We start from the raw sequence: 19,313 nt of genomic DNA, 5'->3' as shown, positions 1-19,313 counted from the left end.
GAATCTAAAAATGAAGCGGTTTAATTAATTTTCTTGAAAAGATGGAGATGGTGACTATTTAACTCACTAAAAATCGCCAATAAAATCTGTCTATTAAAAAATAATAAGTTATAGATTTTACCCCTTTTTACCCATCATCTTGCCAGATGGTATATCCTCCCATAAGGTGGCGGGAGTTCCTTCTGTTCCATCTTTTCAATGAAGGGCTTAACTTGATCGCTAGCTTGTACGGTATCTTGATCGCTCATGCTATTTATTATTTTTGTCAAATAGTTACGTCTTGTTTACCTATCAAATCTGTCATTCGTTTTATAAATATATTTTCATTTTCAATTAGATCATCCATTGTCTGTGTTTCATAAACATAAATTCCGTCCACTATAAAGAGCACATCATTATTGTTGTTACCGTATAAAGTGTCAGAGTAAGACTTATCAATGTCTAATTGTTTTGATAACGGATAGATCAAACCACTTGCAATTAATTTATTTTGGTAATAACCCGAATAAGAATGTATTTGGTGTAAATCTGACCTATCAATGTCATTATTGTGCATTCCCATTTTCTTAAATTTTGCGTCAAGAACAATAACCTCTCCGGTTGTCCTGTGCTTCATTATTAAATCTGGAAATATTGACCTGCGATAAAATTGATTTCTGTAAATTGGAATTTCAACTTGTCCACTTACAGACCATTCAGGAAAGTTTCTACTCAAAAGTTTTTCAAGATAGATTTCGTATAATTCTGCAATGTCAAACAAATAACCCGTTGTCGCTAAATTTTTCTTTTCATTATCGGGTATTAGGTCTTTGTTCAATAAAATTATTTCTGCATACTCTAAAACTTTTTTGAAACCACGGTACATTGGATTGTTTATAATTTGGTGTGTTTTAGCTCTTTGTATTGTTTCGTAATTGGCAAAACGACCAGAATATTGTTGTTTTAAAAATTGACTCAAACCAAGCAAACGACTGTGAATTTCTTTTCCGAAAACACTTTCTAATTTCTTTAATGCCAAATATAAAACATCAATGATTTCTTGAATATACATTCGCTCCCTGAAAGTTGTCATTAGTTTTCCTTGAAATGGAATATCTCTTTTTAAATAATCATTAAAATTTATACTTCCTCTTACTTTTTGACTTCGCTCTTGCTTTTTTTGGTATTGTTGTGGCAAACCTAAAACAACTGCTTTTTCTAATGACTGAATAAATAAATGAGCAATAATAAACAAGAACTGATTTTCGGTTTCGTCTTTCTTTGCTTGTATTTGCTCGTTGTCAACGTAAATGTCATTTACGAAGTTGAGCATACGTTTTAGAAAAGTGTCACCATATTTTGTTGTAATATTAATTTTACAACCTTTGTGAAAAAGCACCCCAGCATACAAACCAGTTTGAATAAAGTATTCTTTTTCTGCTTTTTCCTTTGAGTATAATTTTAGAATTAGACGTTCTTCATCTTGCTCAAAAATGCGTTTGCTTTTGAAATGAAATACTTTGACCTGTTTTAGTTGTTCTGCACCAAGTTTTAATTCATAAACAGACGAAAAAAAATTTTGCAAGTTTTTTACGCTTGACTGTTTTACCCCAAAAGTTTCACCTAAAGCCGATTCTAAAATTGGGGCTTCTTCGTAAAAATTATGATTGACTGGAATACTAATTTTCATTTTATTTCATTGTTTCTTTGAACTTACTCAATGCTTCATCTAACTTACTTTCCAATTCGCTTTCCGCAAATACTGCTCTTAGATATTCTTTCAATGTTGGTCGCAAATACAAGTTAAATAAAACTTCAACATTGTTATTTGTAATATCTTTGCGTTTAGCAATGTCGCTAATCTTCATAAAAAATGAATGACCAAATTCGTATGATTTTCCCAAACCTAAGTCTTTAGAAATATAGTCGTTCAATTTTTCACAAGCTTTGACATACTGACCAATATTATTAAACTGATCTTTTCCTCTGAAACGTGTTTCCTCTTCAATTACTTCGTAATCACAATCTTTTCTTATCCATTTAAAACGTCTACGGAGTGCTAAATCAAAAGCATCAATACTTTTATCCACATCATTCATCATGCCAATAAAAAATACATTCTTAGGAACTCCGAACTTCACTTCATTATTGTCAATTTCATAAGCCAAATCTTTAAATTTATTGTCCTCTTTTATTAAATCTTCGATTAGCGCAGAGTATTGTGTTCGAATCAGGTTTTTATTTTCAGTATCGTGTCGGTAATCTTTTTCCAATAACGATAAGGTTTCGCCAAAAACCATTGAAAGATTTGCTCGGTTTATTTCGTCCACGACAAAATAAAAATCCTTTTCCGGCTGTTTTTTCGCTTTGATACAAAAGCTTTTAAAAATACCATTTACCAACTCAAAGCGAATATTTCCATCTTTTGAAACGCCTTTTGGTTTAATACCTTCGATAAAATCTTCGTAAGTAAATGATGGATGGAATTGTAAAACCTCATATCGTGAAGTGTCACCTTGGCAAACAAAATCTAAACCACTTTTAACAGAAAATGTCTTACCTGTTCCTGGTGGCCCATAAAGAATAACGTTAGGGTTGTTTGTGTCTGCAATCGCTTTGGAATTTACAAACCGCCACAAGAAACGTGAAAGCAATATAAGTTCGTTTTTGTCTTGTTCATTTACATCTAAAAGTTTCTTTGCTACAAAACAAACCTGAAAGTTTTTTCTAAATACTCCTTCCGCATCGCTATCAATAAACTCGTTATATAGCTCTTCTAACCATTGTGTAGAGTAGATATAAAGAAAGTCCGATAAATTATCTAATACAGCCAATTTCATTAAAATTTGCTTAGCACTGTAATCTGAGTTTTCAATCAAATGTATTTTTTCTAACGGATCATTTTTTAAAACAATACTTTTCAATAAACCTATTATATTGTTATTAAAATAAATTTCTGCATCTTGTCGAGAGGCATTTGATTTACTTAAACTTTTTATATAGTAAGTAGAATTATCATCATTCAATTTCACTTCAAAATTAAATGCTGTCCCAGGCTTTGAAGATCCTAAAACACTTCTCGTGGTTCGCTCCAAGAAGTTACACAGATAACCACCCGGCATTGTCGCTGTAGAATTTCCCAAAATGTTTGTGTAATCATCCAAACTTAATGTGTCATTTAAAATTTTATCCTTATATAGTTTCCATTCAGAAATTAGTTTCTCAACTTCGCCATTGTTAGATTTCCTCTCTGCTTCTTTCGTTTCACTTTTAAATTTGTTCCAAAGTGCTTTTATTTGATCTTGTCGATCTTCTGGCAGCTTAATACTTTCCATAAGTCTCACGTAATTCCTTAACTTATACCACTCTTCAATAAAATTATTTGTAGCATTATTTCCATTACAGTAGGTTAAAGTACCTGGTGCTTGTATGTGACTTTTACCATAAGTTCTTAAAATTTGATCAAGAAGCTTTTTCTCATTTTCTCCGTAAAAACTAACAATTTCAATTTGTCTTCTCAGTTTAAACCAATCAAATTCATTATCTATATCATTTTCTATGTAAGCATTACCTTTTATTTTTACCAATGCTACAGGCGTGCTTCCATCACGAACCATCACAACATCGTCAATTTTCATATCTTCTTTGAAGAGATTAGGATCAATCACTGGATTTCCTTTTTTGTCTTCCCAATACTCCCCCATGCCAATGACTTGTTTCTTCACAAGTATAGCTTTTAACGTGTCAACATCTAATCTTGAGTCTGGGTGTAATTGTATATGCCAATAATTCATCTAATATCTATATACGTTGTAATGTTTCAGGAAAAGAATAAAATAATGTCAACAATAATTATATCATCTTTATTTTTACAGTTTGCGGTGGTAGCAACCATGCTCAATAATTTCTTCATAATGAAGTCAATTACTTAGTTTTTGAACTTAATAAGAATATAGGCATAAGTTCTCTTATGCCTATAGGTAACAGTAATTAATCTTTCAACTCATAACACAGTCTAAAACCAATTTTTCGACCTTTATATTTACCAGTAGAATTCAATGCTGGTGTTGGTTTAGAAATATAGTTATAAAATCCTGTGAGTGATTTACAACACACGTAAGTTTTATCTGTTAACCACTCACCAAAATTTTTAGAATCAATATATTTGAGCCCATGTTTTTCCAAAAATTCCACATCATCAAATTTTAATTGAATTTTTTGGAAAGCTTCTTCTTCCATATAAGGTGGATGACCAACTATTTTCACTCCATTTTCATCATAAAAACTCAAACAGTTGTATTCAAATTCTTCATTAGGTTGTCCAATAAATGATTCTTTCCCGTTGGATATTTTCTTTAAAGGAGGAGTATAAGAACTCAGCCCCGAATGATCATAAATCGTTTCATAAAATGGCGAAATTTCAAAAAACTCATCATATGTTAATAAACGGGTTTCGATTTTATTTTTACGATTAAACCAACTGATAAACGTCATAAGATCGTACCAAGTTAAAGATACTGGTAGCGTTGTATCTTCATCCGCATTTACAGCTTCAAGGTTATCTAAACCACCATTTTTCTCAAACAACTCAGCTCGACCTTGCACATATGAGCGATTAGCCATCGAAAATTCGTTAAAGTCTTCAATTGTAATAAGGTCTGAGACCATTAAAACTTTGCCATTTTCCAACTTAATTTTTTGATAATCAGGCAACTCAATGGAAGACCTCAAATCTATGAGTGTCTTTGTATAATCACTATACAATGAACGTTTTAGTAACTCCTCTATGCCAGGATAGTTATGCGTATTGGCACCAGAACAATAATATTCAGTTTCCGCTTGATGTAACTGCTGCTGTCTATTCCCTTTAAACTCGAAGTAGAACCAGCGTTTGAAATGATATTCATCTTCAAATTTAGGTACATCAGCTCTTTTTAAGTACGGTTCATAAATTTGATGTTCGAATTCTTCATCACGTTGATTTTTAAAAATGAAATCGTAATCACCATTTTCACCTTTTAAAAAAATAAGATTTTCATTAAAAGGGAGTACCTCAATCCAACCTTGATTAATTTCCTCAATACGCTGAATGAATAAATTCATCTTTTTATTACAATGGACTAGAGATTCTGCCAAAGCTGTCTTATTGCTGTTATAAAATTGAAAAACTGATTCTTTTTCTCTCGGTTGAATCAACTGATCTCCAAGCAAGTTAAAACCAGACTGAATAAAAAATAAGTCTCCACCAATCACGATATCAATCAGTGGTCTGGTCTTCGGTTGTTTACGCTTAAGCTGTACTTGAAGTGTAGGATTTTGTAGCGCAAGATCTACATTTTCAGAGCACTTCGCATCATAAGGATTTTGATTTAATCCATATTGAAAATGCTCAATCTCAAAGTTGTAGATACCTATCCCATCATCAAAGTATTGATCATAACGAAAGTTGTATCCTGTAAATATTTTATTTGGAATAGCGCTATTACTATAGAACAGACGCTCTGAGATGTCTTGACGCACGTGTTTTAAATGACTAGCTCCATCACATGGAAACCTTGGTGCAATCAGATCAGCATATTGCTTTAAATCACGATCTTCCATAAATGGTTTTAGGCGTTGCTCATAGGCATTCGAATATCCTGAGAAACCTCCCTGAAAACCCAATGATTGAACAAGTGCATTTAATAACGTGCAATGACTTATTTCTTCACGATCACGAGATACACTTTTAATTGATTGTTTAATGAGTTCAGGTTCTAAACCAAAGACTGGCAGAATATGAAATTTTTTAAGCGGTAAATAACCCACAATAGATGTTTGGGGCGCAAAGTTGTTTTTTGAAGATGCTTTGAACATGGTAAAATCCGTTGTATTTCGATAAGAAATAAAAAGCCTCAACTAAACCTTATGATTCAGCAGCATACTAACGAAGTAACGGATTTTGTCTTATGTATGAAGATAAGATGAGTATTTTTGTTTAAGAGAGTATGACTTCTTAACCGCAGGTTAAAACTCAACCTAGGCATTTTTGCTTAATTGAAAGAATATGAAATATCTAGTTTTTTGTCAATAACACTTCAACTAGAATTTGAGGTGGTAGATGTTTAACTCACGATCTATCATGAGTTCACATAGACAGTTATCAAAAAAAATTATTCAATTTTACCCATAAATTACCCAACCAAATATAACCTCAATAGACCACTTTGTCCTTTTTATTTAATTTAAGCAGAGCATCTCAAACAAACTCTGCTTAATACCTATTTTATTGATAAATTTAATGCAATAGATGAACTATACAAATCATTTGGCATTAAATATGGATTAGATTTTTCTGCCATAAATGACTGTAGAGCTCTATCTGATTTCTCTAATAAACTATTTGCCTGCTGTGTAGAAATCGGTACTGTTTGATTAAAAGCTGCTAATTTTTTAGTGAACATATCTAAAATTTTTGGTGGATTTACATGCTCACTTTTTGGTGAATATGTGTATATACAGAATTGCTTACGTACAACATTTCCTTGCAAATCTTGCCATTTTAAAATATTCGTCGTCATAAAGTTCATAAATGCATTATCAGCATCTGAAATAGCACAACATAACCCACCAGTATCATAATCCAATGCTTTTTCAATCAAAAATTGCATGATAGGTGACGACAAATCTAGCATATGTATATGAGGACTATTCACTGCTACAGAACGATCAATTGTGACATCTAATAAAGATGCTTTACCTAATATGCTTTTAAATTTTTTCTGATTTTCTTCATCAAAGCGCACACGAATATAACCTGACTCCCTATGCAAAGTATGTTCAATATCCAGAATCTCAAGCATACCTAAAACAAAGCTTTCGATATGGTTAGGTTCTACCTGGAGATCGGTTCTGATACTTTCAACATCACCACTCGAAGCATAAGATAGAATTTCACGTTGAACATTCACAGCTTCTTTCGCATTTCTTAATGCCTCTTCGATTCTTTCTTCGGTACGCGAAACACCAATTTCTGTAAGATTTTTTAAAACTTCTTCAACATCAACATACTGACTAAGCTCACCTAAAATCTCATCCTTGAGCCCATCATTAAATTCATGGGCTTGCACATTTGAAAGATCATTAACAATTTGTTCAATCCGTTCATACATTTTGAAGATGATATTTACATCCACACTGTCTGGCTGATGTAAATTAAAAATTAAAACATTTTTCTGTTGTCCATAACGATATAAACGCCCAATACGTTGAACTAATCTCATTGGATTCCATGGCAGATCATAATTTACCATGATGTTACAGTTCTTCTGTAAATTAATACCCTCTCCACCAGCTTCTGTAGATACAAGAAATTGAGCAGATTCTTGAAAATTTGAAATGGCAGTTATACGATCATCATGCTTCATAGAACCATTAATTATTTCTACTTTCCCAACACCGTAACGCTCTTCCAGTTTGCTCTTAATATATTCCTGAGTCGTTCTATACTCTGTGAATATAAGAACCTTGTCCGATGGATTTTTTGTCAAAATCTGTTCAACAATTGAATCCATAAACACTTTAATTTTTTTATCTTCAAGTATGAGACTTCGACTCACCTCTACCAATTCTTTTAAGTCCTCTAACTCTCCAGCAAAGAATTCGATGGCATTTGTACCATCGTTAAGAATCTTGGTTAGCTCTTCTTCTAAAATTTCGCCTGCATAACGCTCATCATTGAAATCTTGTAAAGTCTGTTGAACCGATTCATAACTCCTTTCAAGACGCATAACTCTCTTTAATAAAGCCTTATGAATTGCCATAACACTTGAAGCCGCCAATTTACGATAAGTAGTCATAACAAATCCAATTGCTCGAGCAAAACTTCCTTCTGCTTGGCTTGCTTGATACCCTTTCCTAAAGTATGCCGACAATAGATCTTCAAACTCTTGAAAATCTTCAGTTGTGGGAATCGCTATAGCTTTTGTCACTTTTCCTCTAAAAATAAACTTTCCATCTTTATCCGTAACATCCGCCTTATGATTTCTATAAATCATATCTCTAATAATTTCAGGGTTACGATCTAGTTGTAATAACTCTCGTCTTCTTTCAGGTCGCAATAGCTCTAAAAGTGCAATAAATTTTGCCTGATCACCTTGGTGTGGTGTTGCAGACAAAATAATCATGGCTTTTGTCTTTAATCTAAGTTTCGATGCTAAATCAAAACGATCAGAGGCATCATATTTGTTTCCATATTGCCGTCTAGATAAACGATGTCCTTCATCAAAAATTACAATATCCCAATTGCCAGCAGCTAATAATTTTTCAATATGATTTTCATGCTTCAAGGTATCCATAGAACCTATTACGTAATCATACTGTTTCCATTCACGCTGTTCGCTAATAGAAAAGTCAGTACCATAAATTCTAAATTCATCTATATGAAATTTATGATACATCTCTTCTTTCCATTGCTTAGTTAGTCCAGCTGGCGTAACGAGTAGCACCCTTCTTGCTTGATCACGCTGTCTTAAGGCATGTAACAGCATGCCTGTTTCAATGGTTTTACCAAGACCAACATCATCAGCAATTAACCAATTTAAATTATTTGTTTTTAAAATATGGTGTACTAAGTTAATTTGATGTGGCAATGGATCAATATCCAAATGTGATAAGGCACCTGTATTTTCATTCCATAACTTAATTGCATTGGCCAATATCCGGAATCTAAATCGCTCTACTTCTGTCTGAGTAATACTAATATCACTACGTTTAAAACGTGCCACCGCATTTTTTACAGGGATAAGGTGCTGATATGGCATCCATACTCTGACATTATCTTGCTCATAATTGACCAAGTATTGATAGAATCCTGCGAGCTTACGCTCAAATACAATCACCCCTCTCCCTAGACGTTCATATCCAATTTCAGGAGTAGCATCTTGCACTTCCATCCCTATTTGAAATGCAGGCTTTAAATCTTTTATTTTGACTTCAGAAAATTGATTTTTATGATCCGTATCGAACCACTTAACAACACAAGTTTCATCATTTTTTACTTGTGAAACAATGCCATATCTCGTGTCCCCATTTAAATCTAATTTAATTAAACAGCCTTGCACTGGGATCAAAATACTATTCATTTACTTCACACTCAATTTCTTCATCATCTTCTTCTGATTGCTTAGCTTTGCTAGATTTAGCTTCCAGTTTAGCTACACGTTCTTCTTCCATCTCTCTATCAAATTGTTCAAGAATACCACTTTCAATAGTTCTCAAATTAGAAGTTTTAGGCTTTGAAATGCCCCATTTTTCTAGATCCTTTTCTTTTTGAACTTGCTGTATATCATGATTTGTATGCCAATATAGTTGAGTAAATTGGTTATCTTGAAATTCCGCAAATTGTGGTAAATGTTCATCAATATTTAAGAATCTATATTTTAAAAAAATTGCAAATGACGAAAACTGCCGCACATAGCTAGGATGATTCACCCACTCTTCATCCAACTCATGAAGCAACATTTCTATTTCTTCAAAATCAGGATATCCATTAAAAGATCTAACTATGCTCAATAAAGTTGGCCAAGGGAAATATTTTTGTCTAATCTTAAAGTTATAGACACCTGTATCATCATAGTCTGAATAAGAAAAATCATTCTCTAAAAGCTCTTTAGTCCTTACAACTAAAATAAACTCTTCAAATGTAAGTGAGAAATCAGCCAAACGTTTCAAAGCAGCCCAAGTAGCATTTGAAGGATGTTCTTGAAAAAATACTTGTAAATATTCTTGAATGTTCTTGCCATGCCACTCGACCAAGCTCATAAAATCATTCGATTTCAATAACGCTTTTTCCTCGCTGCTCAAAGCATCTGGAAAATAATCAGTTTCACTTTCTACAAAATCAAATTCTGTAAAGGCATATATATCATCATCTTGAACAATCAAATCCTCTTCTTTTTTTTCATTGGTTGTCTCTAGGTCTGATAAGAAGTCAAGAAAATGTGTTGGCTTGTCAATCGAAAGAGCTTCAATATCTTCAATATCTTCAATATCTTCAATATCTTCAATATCTTCAATATCTTCAATATCTTCAACAGCTTCAACAGCTTCAACAGCTTCAACAGCTTCAACAGCTTCAACAGCTTCAACAGCTTCAACAGCTTCAACAGCTTCAACAGCTTCAACAGCTTCAACAGCTTCAACAGCTTCAACAGCTTCAAGCTGATCAGAGCTATTGGTGAAGTCAAATAAGGTATCTAAATCTAATTTTTCATTTACAGTGGTATTTTCTATTAAAGAATAATCAAAATAGGCATCCAAAAAACTCAAGGGTAAATGTTCTTTTAAAATTTCATAGCAATTATACGATATTGTGTAAGCTTGAGTTTGACTTAATAAAATATTCAATTGTGAAACGAATTGTATATTTTGGATTTGCCCCATTTGATATGCATTTAAAAAAAACAGTTTATCTATTTGATAATAACCATCTAACTGATTCCTTAATTTTTCTACAATAATTTGCTTGTTCATCATTACAACACTTTTAAATTATCGACTTTTCATCTTCTTACCAAATCGATAGACAACTTTTTTTATACCCATAACGTTATATAATCAAACCTTTTCTTAGGTAAAATAGATTTGAACTTTATCTTTAAACAACTTACCGCACTGATACATCATTCAAATTTATCAATCTTAAAATTTCTTTCTATATTTCATATATCCTATTAGAAACAACACTATTGGCCCAATAAGTACAAACCGCTTCAAAACTTTATTCCCAGCATGTTCGTAATACATGTATACAACTTGATCCATAAAAAGTGATAAAAGGGTTTCTGGCCTTGTTTCGAAATAATGACTTAATCTCAAGTTCAAAAAAACTAAAATTCCAAAACTAAATATTAAGAATAACAACGGAATAAGCCATACTCGATAGTACCTTGATATCACCCATTTGAATGTCTCAAACTCTTGTTCTATCCAAGACATGGCTTACTCCTTTTACCTATTAAGAATACATCTGCCTATTCATGATCAAATCAGTATGTGTCAGAACATAGTCAAAAATCGAATCAGCTTTTTCTTTACGATCATTATAGTTGAATGTCTCCCATGACAAATTTTCCGTCAGAATAATTTCACTATTCAAAACTTCCATGAGCTTAGCTTTATTGCTTTCTTGGTTAATCCAGTTAACTCCCTGAGACAATGCAAATTGAATTTTTATCAATAATTCCTGTGCAATTTTTTTCACCGCTTTTTCTTCTTTCTCTGATAAGTTTGGTTTTTTCAACTTATCAAATAAGGCAAGTTCCAAGTCATTATCTAACTCTTCACGTACATAACGAGTCTCTTCTTCTGTAAGGTCTTCATAAACTTTCATTAATTCTTCAAAAACTTTTTGAATCGTGACATCTGATATATCTTCATTAATTGTTGTGATGATTTTCTGATAGTCTTCATAAAATTTTGCACGATCACCATTGATGGCAGTTAAACGAGCTATAGCCTTTTCAATACGCTCTTGAAGCTCCATCAAAACATTTTTTTTATGTTTAAGTTTTTCAAACTCAACTTTTAAACGATGAAAATCAATTGCAGATAAGTCATATTCTGCATCTTTTCCATCTTTATCCTTAGCATCTAAATGATGGTTGACGTAGTTTTGAATTTGTCTCAATTCAAAAGTAATGTCAGATCCATCTTCGCGTTTCGACAATCTACGATATAATGCTTTTAACGTACTCAAATCCGCCTGATACATTGATAGCTCGTCACAAGGCAATAAATTTTCTTTTCGTAAATCTAAATCGTTGAACATTGCAATAAACGTCGCTTTCGTCTGCTTTGTGACAGACAGTGCATCTTTAGACTGCAGCAGTAACTCTAACCGCTCTTCATCACTCGCATTTTTTAATGCGTCATATGGAACCTTCTTCGACTCTGCATACTTGATCAAGTTTTTAAGGTAAACCCCAAACTCTGTAAGTAATTCGGCTTTATCGTGTAATGGATCAGCTTCTATTTTTTCTGCTTTACCGGCAGAATTTTTACCTGTTGAAAATACAGCAAGTGCTCTCCTAAGACTTTGCAACATGCCATTGTAATCAATAATCGTACCTTGCTTTTTACCTGGAGCTACACGGTTTGCACGCGCAATGGCTTGCATCAAGGTATGATTCTGCATCGGTTTATCAATGTATAACGTGGACAATGATTTCACATCAAATCCAGTCAACCACATTGCACATACAATCACGAAACGAAGTGGATGATGACTATCTTTAAACTCCTCATCCAATTTCCGCTTCTGCATGATTTCACGGTGTTTCAAAATATCTAGAGGTTTGCCATTATGGTCATTAAATTTAGCTACTTCCTCAATTTCACTTTGTTCGCTACTCACAACAACCGCAAATTGAGTCTCTTGCATCCAAGCTAAATGTTTACGTTTTTCATCTAGGATATCGGGATCATGACAATGAATGATCTCTTCCTCAGCAAGTTCTTCTCGTTGCTTTTTGATCGCTTCTTGCCATTTTTCAGAAATTAATTCATACATCTTCAAGCACGTATTACGATCTAAACAGATTAACATCCCTTTGTTACAAGGTGACTGATCTGTCCCTAATAACCAACGTGCTTTATAGTGATCTACCACATCTTGTGCAATAATCTTGAGTCGTTTTGGCGACGTTAAAATATTGTAGTCGGCACTCGCTTGACGGATTAAACGCTCGATATCCGCTTCACTCTTCCCTTTCTTTTTGGCAGCATCAATGACTTTTTGAATCCGGTCATTTAGCTCATCTGGATTGGCAATACTTAATTGCGCTCCGTGATTTTCATAAATTAAAGGTACAGTCGCCCCATCTAAAATGGCACGTTTAAAGTCGTAAATTGATACATAATCACCAAACCACTCTTTGGTCTTTTGATCTTCTGGTGAATCCATTAAGGGCGTACCAGTAAAGCCTAGATATTTTGCATTTGGTAATGCTGCACGCATGTTACGTGCTAGATCTCCGTATTGGCTACGATGTGCTTCATCTGATATGACAATGATGTTATCTGCTATGCTATAAGGCTCAGTTACCAACTGATTAAATTTATGCACAGTGGTGAAAATGTATTTGTCATTTGAGTGAGTCAATTTTTTTCTTAACTGCTCCCCACTCACTGCCTGATCATTTACTTTCTCGGCCTTTCCACAATCACTGTAAAGCTTGGAAATTTGATCATCTAATTCAATACGATCTGTAATAATTACAAAACGGTAATTCGCCGAAATTTTTCTCAGCACTTTTTCAGTGAAAAATAACATAGAGAATGATTTACCCGATCCTTGGGTATGCCAATACACCCCTAGTCTTCCGGCTTTTCGTTCAGCTACATCTTTAGGATCTTGGCTCACTAAGCGTTCGATGACACGGTTAACGCCCAAGTACTGATGATTTTTCGCAATGATTTTTACTGTCTTATCACCTTCGCCTTCAAAAGTAATAAAGTTTTCAACTAGATCAAGCAATCTCGTTTTGTCTAATATTCCATACAGTAATCGTTTTAATTGACTGGTATTTTCGGGTGGCTCTGGGTCATCTTCATCATTACGTTTCCACTGTCCATAGAACTCTAGTGGCGAAGTAAACGTACCATACTTGGCTTCTTCACCATTCGATAAAATCGTAATCGCATTAAAGTCGAAGAGTTGAGGAATCTTGTCTTTGTAATCGCTTAAGTTACCTTTAAAAGCTCGATTAACATCAATATTTACACCTTTAAATTCGAAGAAAACTAAAGGCAATCCATTCACGAAACAAATTAAGTCTGGTCGACGACGCTCTGAAGTAATGGCACTTTTCACCCATAACTCATCAACGGCATGGAATAAATTATTTCCAACTTCTTTAAAATCAATAATTTTAACGGTGTAGTCTTTTATTTTTTTTGTTTTTGGATCTGGTGCTTGAGTCTTATAACCAATCAATAAATCTTGTTCATAACGATGTTTATTTTCGGCTATTGCACTGGTGCCATACGTTCTACGGTCTTTTAAATATTTAATTGTATTTTTGATGGCCTCTGCTGGTACATCAGGGTTAATTTTTTCTAAAGCTTCCTTAAGGTCGTTCAAGAGTACAACTTGTTGCTCGGACTCACGGCCAAAAATACTTTTTCCGTCTTTCCATTCATCATCATAGGCATGGGTAGTTCGCCAACCCAATCGCTCTTTTAAAATTTTGATAGCAGGTTTTTGGATTAAATTTTCTTCGGAGAATTTTGCGTTTGCCATAATAAAAATTTATAAATATTAGAAAGTCCCTGTTACCCAATTTAGCATAGGTCGTAAAAAAAAACCTGCGAGAACGCAGGTTTTTTTTCATGTTTATTCAATACTTGAAAGTTTTGAAACGTCGAGTTCACCTGACATCAGTCGAGGTAAAAGAGTTTCTTTTAACTTTAACAAATTATCATTCTGAAGTTCCAAATTTCGCATTTGAGAAATTATAGGTCTGACCACATTATCAAAGGCTTCTAACACTTTATCCGAAGGAATAAGTATTGGCATACTTCTGAAAGTGCTTTTTGAAATCTCTTTAAAAGTTGCGCCTGACGCTAAAGCATCAATTTCAGAAATCCTACTTTTTAAATTAAATAACAGATAGTATCTCAAAATTTCTCTATCTGGTATAATTGATATAAAACCTTGATTTGTACAAACTTCTTTATCAATTAATCCAAAGTATCCAATACTTGCTCTACTTGTCATTAAGATTGTATTTGGTGGTAGCAATTTAGCAGATGACTTTTCCAAACCTAATTGACTAATTTTTTTCTCTGGGTTCAGCAAGATTAGACTTTTTAATTTTGTAATATCAGTTGGTGTCACCCATTCAATACTGCCATTTTCCCAATATGCTTCAACTTTTGTTGAAGGTGTACCGCCACTAACTGTTGTACACACATCATTAATTGTTGTAGAAACCCACCCTTCAGGTATCCCATCAACAAAATTAACCTGTTCATGATTAGGAAATTTAAAGTTGATGAACCAATCTGTATATATATTTGAAATTATCTTATCTAATTTGGAAATTCTATCTTGATTACAGATATATAAGTCATCAATATTACCTAATAGCTCTACAACTTTACGCTGTGTATTTAAATCCAATCTAGGTACTGGAAAGTCACCTATCATTTTTAAATTAATGTTTGGTTGAGCTGCTTGTGCATTTAAACTCTGAACAAATCTAAAAAATGAATTTTGCTTAAAGTAATAATAGTAAAATTGAGAACAAACTTTTTCCTGATCTAAACGAATGATAGCAACAGCTTGATTCGTGTTAGCTTCAATAATATTATCTCTGACGAAACCCACTTTTCCAATATTAGCACCAGCAATTGTCATCAAGATATCATTTGGATATATTTTTGATCGTTTTAAAAAGTTATGTGTCTCTTCGTCTACATACGAGAAGCCTTTAATATCTAAAGATACTTCACCATTTAATGCTTCAGCTTTAATAAATGGAATCCCTTCATCTTTAAAGCTATAACCATAAGTAGTAGGCGTGCTACCTTTAGTAATTAAAATCGCTAAGTCTGACAGTTTTATAAATTCACTCATGCTAAAACCTCACTTAGCATTTTTTGAATTTTTGAGCTTAGTTCAGTTGATTCTTCATCTAACATCATCAAATCATCTAACAGTTTCTTTGACTCTTCAATTAAGTTTACATTTGATTCTTGTGTTTCAACTCCAACGTAACGACCCGCTGTTAAAGAATAATCTTGTACCTTAATATCATCTTGTGAAGCTAGTTTACATAGCCCAGCAACATCAGCATAAACCCCCTCAGGGAAACGCTCATTTAACCAAATGATATCTGCTATTCGGTCTGCTAAATTTTTTTCTAAAACTTGTACTTGATCTTGTACAGTTTCAGTCTCACCTTCTGCTGAGGTATTCAACACATTAAGCAATGCTGAAACTTCTTTACTCGCCCAACGCTTTTTATCCTTTTTCGCATATAAACTTTCAGCCTGAGCAACAAAGGTTAAAGCTTCTGATTTCATGCTATTTAACTTATCAAAAACTGCTTGAGTCTTATCTAAACTATTCTGAAGCGTATTAAATACTTCAATAATTGAAGCGTGGTCTTGAGCAGTTTCTAACAGTGAACGTAATTGACTCACCTGAGGTAGACCATCAAGCACTTCATTTTTTGCATCGTCCACAAGCTCAGCAACTAAACTTTTATGTGCACTTAAAACATCCGACTTAAATCTTACAAGCTGATCAGCTGTAATTAGTGTCGGCTTATTTTCCGCTTCTTGCTCTTTTTTAGTTAACTTATTCAACACGTCAATTGAAGTATGCTGTGCAAAGTTTGCAACATAATCTACTACTGCCTTTGTAGATTTTACATAATCAATATAGGCATTTGGCAGCTGCTCGATAGTATTAATCATCGTGTTCAAATAACCACGTAATAAGTTCTGATACTTATGGTGCTCTTCACGGTACAACCAAACAATCGCATTCAATGCTTCAAGTTGTGACTCGCTAAATATATGTGATTTTGCAGATACAACCGTATATACACTACGTGCATCAAGCATCAAAACTTTATCTTTTCGACTCTCAGGTTTAGATTTATCAAAGAACCAAAGCGCACAAGGTAATGAACGGGTATAGAAGAATTTAGGGCCAATAGAAACCATAATATCGACATGACCTGTTTCTACGAGCTTCTGACGAATTTCTTTATCACGACCACCTGCATCTGACGCACTCGATGGCATGACGAAACCTGCACGACCAGTCTCATTCAAATAGCTATAAAAGTACTGTATCCATAAGCTATTGGCATTTGATACTTGCTCATTCTTAGCATCATTACCATCAGCACGTTTACCACCTGATTTAGAAGTCACACCTGGCAATCCAAAAGGCAAACGTTTCTTTTCAGCAATGGCAGCTTTTGCAATTTCTAATGCAGTAGGCTCAGGTTGGCCTGGGTGCTGCTGCACTGTATAAACATCAGGCTTACACTTACTCGCATCAACGGCGTCAACGTTAAATGGAGGATTTGCCATCACGAAATCACACTGCCCAATATAGTCTGGCAATGCACTATAAAATGAATTTCCTTCCGTAATGTTAGATGCATCTAAGCCATGTACAACCATGTTCATAATGGCAAGTTTTTGGTTATTCTCTGTTTTTTCTTGCCCCACAAACTGCATCGGGTTATGCGTATTATGTTGCTCTTGGAAATGTGTCGTTTGAATAAACATCCCTGCAGAGCCCACTGCTGGATCTAAAATTAGACCATGATCAGGTTCAATGAAATTAACAATAGTACGAACCAAGGATGGAGGTGTGAAAAACTCTCCACCCTCTTGAGCACCAGATTGGGCAAATTTATTTAAGAAATATTCGTAAATTTTCCCGAACACATCACCTTCAGCATTTAATAGCGTATCTCGGTTAAAAATACGGATTACGCGTTCAAGTAAGTCTTCTTCAAAACTTTGATAAGTTTGTGGCAACACACCTTTTAAAATAGGGTTTTGTGCCTCAATCGATTCCATAACAGCATTTAACTCAACACCTAAATTATGGCCAGCTGGTAAATTTGCTAAATAGTCAAACCGTTGCTCAGGATTCAAATATAATGCACTTCTCGCCTTAAAAGCTGTCTCTAATTGCTTTTCAAAAGCATCAGCTGGCATTTTATTTTCATCAACTAATTTTTGATAAGCTGCCATTTGTGGCTGCGTTAAGAGTTCTTTTTTAATGCTATAAAAACGTGAAGTCGCATGAGATAAGAAAATAATGCCTAAAATTGGTTGAGCATATTCTGTTGCTGTTAGCTTAGAGTTAGCACGCAAGTCATCTGCTGCTTCCCATAAATCTTTTTCAATAAGAGAGATGTTCATATAGCCTCAATCTAAATTTCTTGTGGGCTAGGGATTGAAATATGTCTTTCCCTAATCCCCAATTTTTGAATAATCAGTATCTTAAGTACCACTCTCCTTGAGTGATACTTTTATGTAAAAGCCTGAATTAAATAGTTTTTAGCAGTTGATTAAACTCAGCTTTCACGTTTTCATATGCTACTTGCGTGTCTTCCAACAGCTTCATCTCATGCTCAAAATCAAGCTGCTCCACTTCAATTTCAACATCAAAATATTCCGAGCAGTGTAAGCTATATTTGTTGGCTTTGACCTGCTGAATCGTGACATCTTTTGACCATTCAGTTTCCTCATCTGCTGTGAGTAACTCTTTCACTTTTTCTGCATCTGCCAAACCAAAATTCAACTTTCGGCGTTGACGTTCACCAAAATTACGGGCATCGATCAAACGAATGGTCTCTTTTACCTTGGCCTTATTAAGAATCAACAAACTCATTTCAATATTTGAATCGGCCAAAATACCAGCAGGCAACAAAACAACAGCTTCAACCCAGTTCAATTGAACCAATTTTTCTCGAAGTTCTGCATCATACCCGCCTCTGAATAACCAGCCTGGTATAATCTGAAGATAAGCCTTACCTGTTGAGTTTAAATGATAAAGGGCTTGCTGAATCCATAAGCTTTCAGATGCACTTGTTGGAATTCGAGCATTGATAAAAAATTCTTTTAAATAGTTTTTACTTTCTACTAATGCTTCAGCAACTCTTACATTTATCGGTGGCGTACTTACAACTAGATCTACACCATAACTTGAATGTTCATCCGTTAATGAATCTACTCGCTGGATATCTGCATTTCCCTCACGTAAAACATTAAGTAATTGGGCTAGCCCTACTGTTTCCGTATTTATATCTCGAAGTATTGACTGCTTCGGATTCAATTCATGTGCTAAAAAACCTAAGCCACAAGCACCATCGTAAAGTAGCTTATCCTCTACGGAACCAACAACCACTTTAAAAACATTGAGGATATTTTGCGAATCAACATTAAACATGTCCCAATTTTTAGTTGAATTAAGAGCAAAGGCTTTTAATACTTCAAAGGCTTTTTCACCATAATTTTGATCGTTGGAAGACTGTTCACGTAGACTTAGGAATAGCTGAAAAATATTCACAAGCTGATTTGTATTCCAACGAATTACATCCTTAGGAAACCAATGTAATTCTTTTTCTGTCACGTAATCAGAAATGAATATTGAAATATTGTCGTGTGTTGATAGCACTATCTTTTTACTGTCGTCGCCATTCTCTTTTACAAGATAAGAAATCAGAGTAAATAGCTCTAAAGCAGCACTACGTGTCATCGTGCCTGTCATAGCTGATAAGGCATCTAAATATTCGATTGTATTTTTCATTTTTCGT

The 19,313-nt window shown here is 34.0% G+C and carries 9 protein-coding genes; all 9 read right to left on the bottom strand.

Features of this window, described 5'->3' with window-relative positions:
- Positions 1-265: 265 nt before the first annotated feature.
- The 9 genes from NQ782_RS16875 to NQ782_RS16835 all read right to left on the bottom strand — a co-directional run bounded on the left by NQ782_RS16875 (position 266) and on the right by NQ782_RS16835 (position 19,306).
- Positions 266-1,669, bottom strand: coding sequence for an McrC family protein (locus NQ782_RS16875; RefSeq protein ID WP_125519179.1), 1,404 nt, complete (start codon positions 1,667-1,669; stop codon positions 266-268).
- A gap of 1 nt (position 1,670) precedes the next feature.
- Positions 1,671-3,773 carry an McrB family protein gene (locus NQ782_RS16870; protein WP_200462895.1) on the bottom strand — a complete coding sequence of 701 codons (2,103 nt, stop codon included), beginning with the start codon at positions 3,771-3,773 and terminating at the stop codon, positions 1,671-1,673.
- A gap of 196 nt (positions 3,774-3,969) precedes the next feature.
- On the bottom strand, positions 3,970-5,835 hold the full coding sequence (locus NQ782_RS16865; RefSeq protein WP_228131685.1) for a hypothetical protein: 1,866 nt from the start codon (positions 5,833-5,835) through the stop codon (positions 3,970-3,972).
- A 404-nt stretch (positions 5,836-6,239) separates the two neighbouring features.
- Positions 6,240-9,101 (bottom strand): DEAD/DEAH box helicase, encoded by a 2,862-nt coding sequence (locus tag NQ782_RS16860; protein WP_079282239.1) that lies wholly within the window; start codon positions 9,099-9,101, stop codon positions 6,240-6,242.
- Positions 9,094-10,494, bottom strand: a complete 1,401-nt coding sequence (locus NQ782_RS16855) for a hypothetical protein (RefSeq protein WP_404215639.1) — start codon at positions 10,492-10,494, stop codon at positions 9,094-9,096. The genes NQ782_RS16860 and NQ782_RS16855 overlap by 8 nt, the downstream gene beginning before the upstream one ends.
- A gap of 481 nt (positions 10,495-10,975) precedes the next feature.
- On the bottom strand, positions 10,976-14,260 hold the full coding sequence (locus NQ782_RS16850) for a type I restriction endonuclease subunit R (protein WP_032051555.1): 3,285 nt from the start codon (positions 14,258-14,260) through the stop codon (positions 10,976-10,978).
- Between the two features lie 93 nt (positions 14,261-14,353).
- Entirely contained in the window at positions 14,354-15,598 is a 1,245-nt protein-coding gene (locus tag NQ782_RS16845; protein WP_050676144.1) for a restriction endonuclease subunit S, read from the bottom strand.
- Positions 15,595-17,916: a type I restriction-modification system subunit M gene (locus NQ782_RS16840; protein WP_144618874.1), complete on the bottom strand. Its 2,322-nt coding sequence runs from the start codon at positions 17,914-17,916 to the stop codon at positions 15,595-15,597. The genes NQ782_RS16845 and NQ782_RS16840 overlap by 4 nt, the downstream gene beginning before the upstream one ends.
- A 127-nt stretch (positions 17,917-18,043) precedes the next feature.
- Entirely contained in the window at positions 18,044-19,306 is a 1,263-nt protein-coding gene (locus NQ782_RS16835; protein WP_125519085.1) for a class I SAM-dependent DNA methyltransferase, read from the bottom strand.
- Positions 19,307-19,313 lie beyond the last annotated feature (7 nt).

It is taken from the genome of Acinetobacter sp. BD54 (genome assembly GCF_044778325.1).
Taxonomy (GTDB): Bacteria; Pseudomonadota; Gammaproteobacteria; order Pseudomonadales; family Moraxellaceae; genus Acinetobacter; species Acinetobacter baumannii.
Note: the sequence above shows the minus strand (reverse complement) of the source record. Positions and strands in the feature narration are given on the sequence as shown.

Coding starts and splice junctions, on each gene's coding strand:
- NQ782_RS16840 (WP_144618874.1), bottom strand. CDS start 17,916: ATGAACATCTCTCTTATTGAAAAAGATTTATGGGAAGCAGCAGATGAC.
- NQ782_RS16845 (WP_050676144.1), bottom strand. CDS start 15,598: ATGAGTGAATTTATAAAACTGTCAGACTTAGCGATTTTAATTACTAAA.
- NQ782_RS16870 (WP_200462895.1), bottom strand. CDS start 3,773: ATGAATTATTGGCATATACAATTACACCCAGACTCAAGATTAGATGTT.
- NQ782_RS16865 (WP_228131685.1), bottom strand. CDS start 5,835: ATGTTCAAAGCATCTTCAAAAAACAACTTTGCGCCCCAAACATCTATT.
- NQ782_RS16875 (WP_125519179.1), bottom strand. CDS start 1,669: ATGAAAATTAGTATTCCAGTCAATCATAATTTTTACGAAGAAGCCCCA.
- NQ782_RS16835 (WP_125519085.1), bottom strand. CDS start 19,306: ATGAAAAATACAATCGAATATTTAGATGCCTTATCAGCTATGACAGGC.
- NQ782_RS16855 (WP_404215639.1), bottom strand. CDS start 10,494: ATGATGAACAAGCAAATTATTGTAGAAAAATTAAGGAATCAGTTAGAT.
- NQ782_RS16850 (WP_032051555.1), bottom strand. CDS start 14,260: ATGGCAAACGCAAAATTCTCCGAAGAAAATTTAATCCAAAAACCTGCT.
- NQ782_RS16860 (WP_079282239.1), bottom strand. CDS start 9,101: ATGAATAGTATTTTGATCCCAGTGCAAGGCTGTTTAATTAAATTAGAT.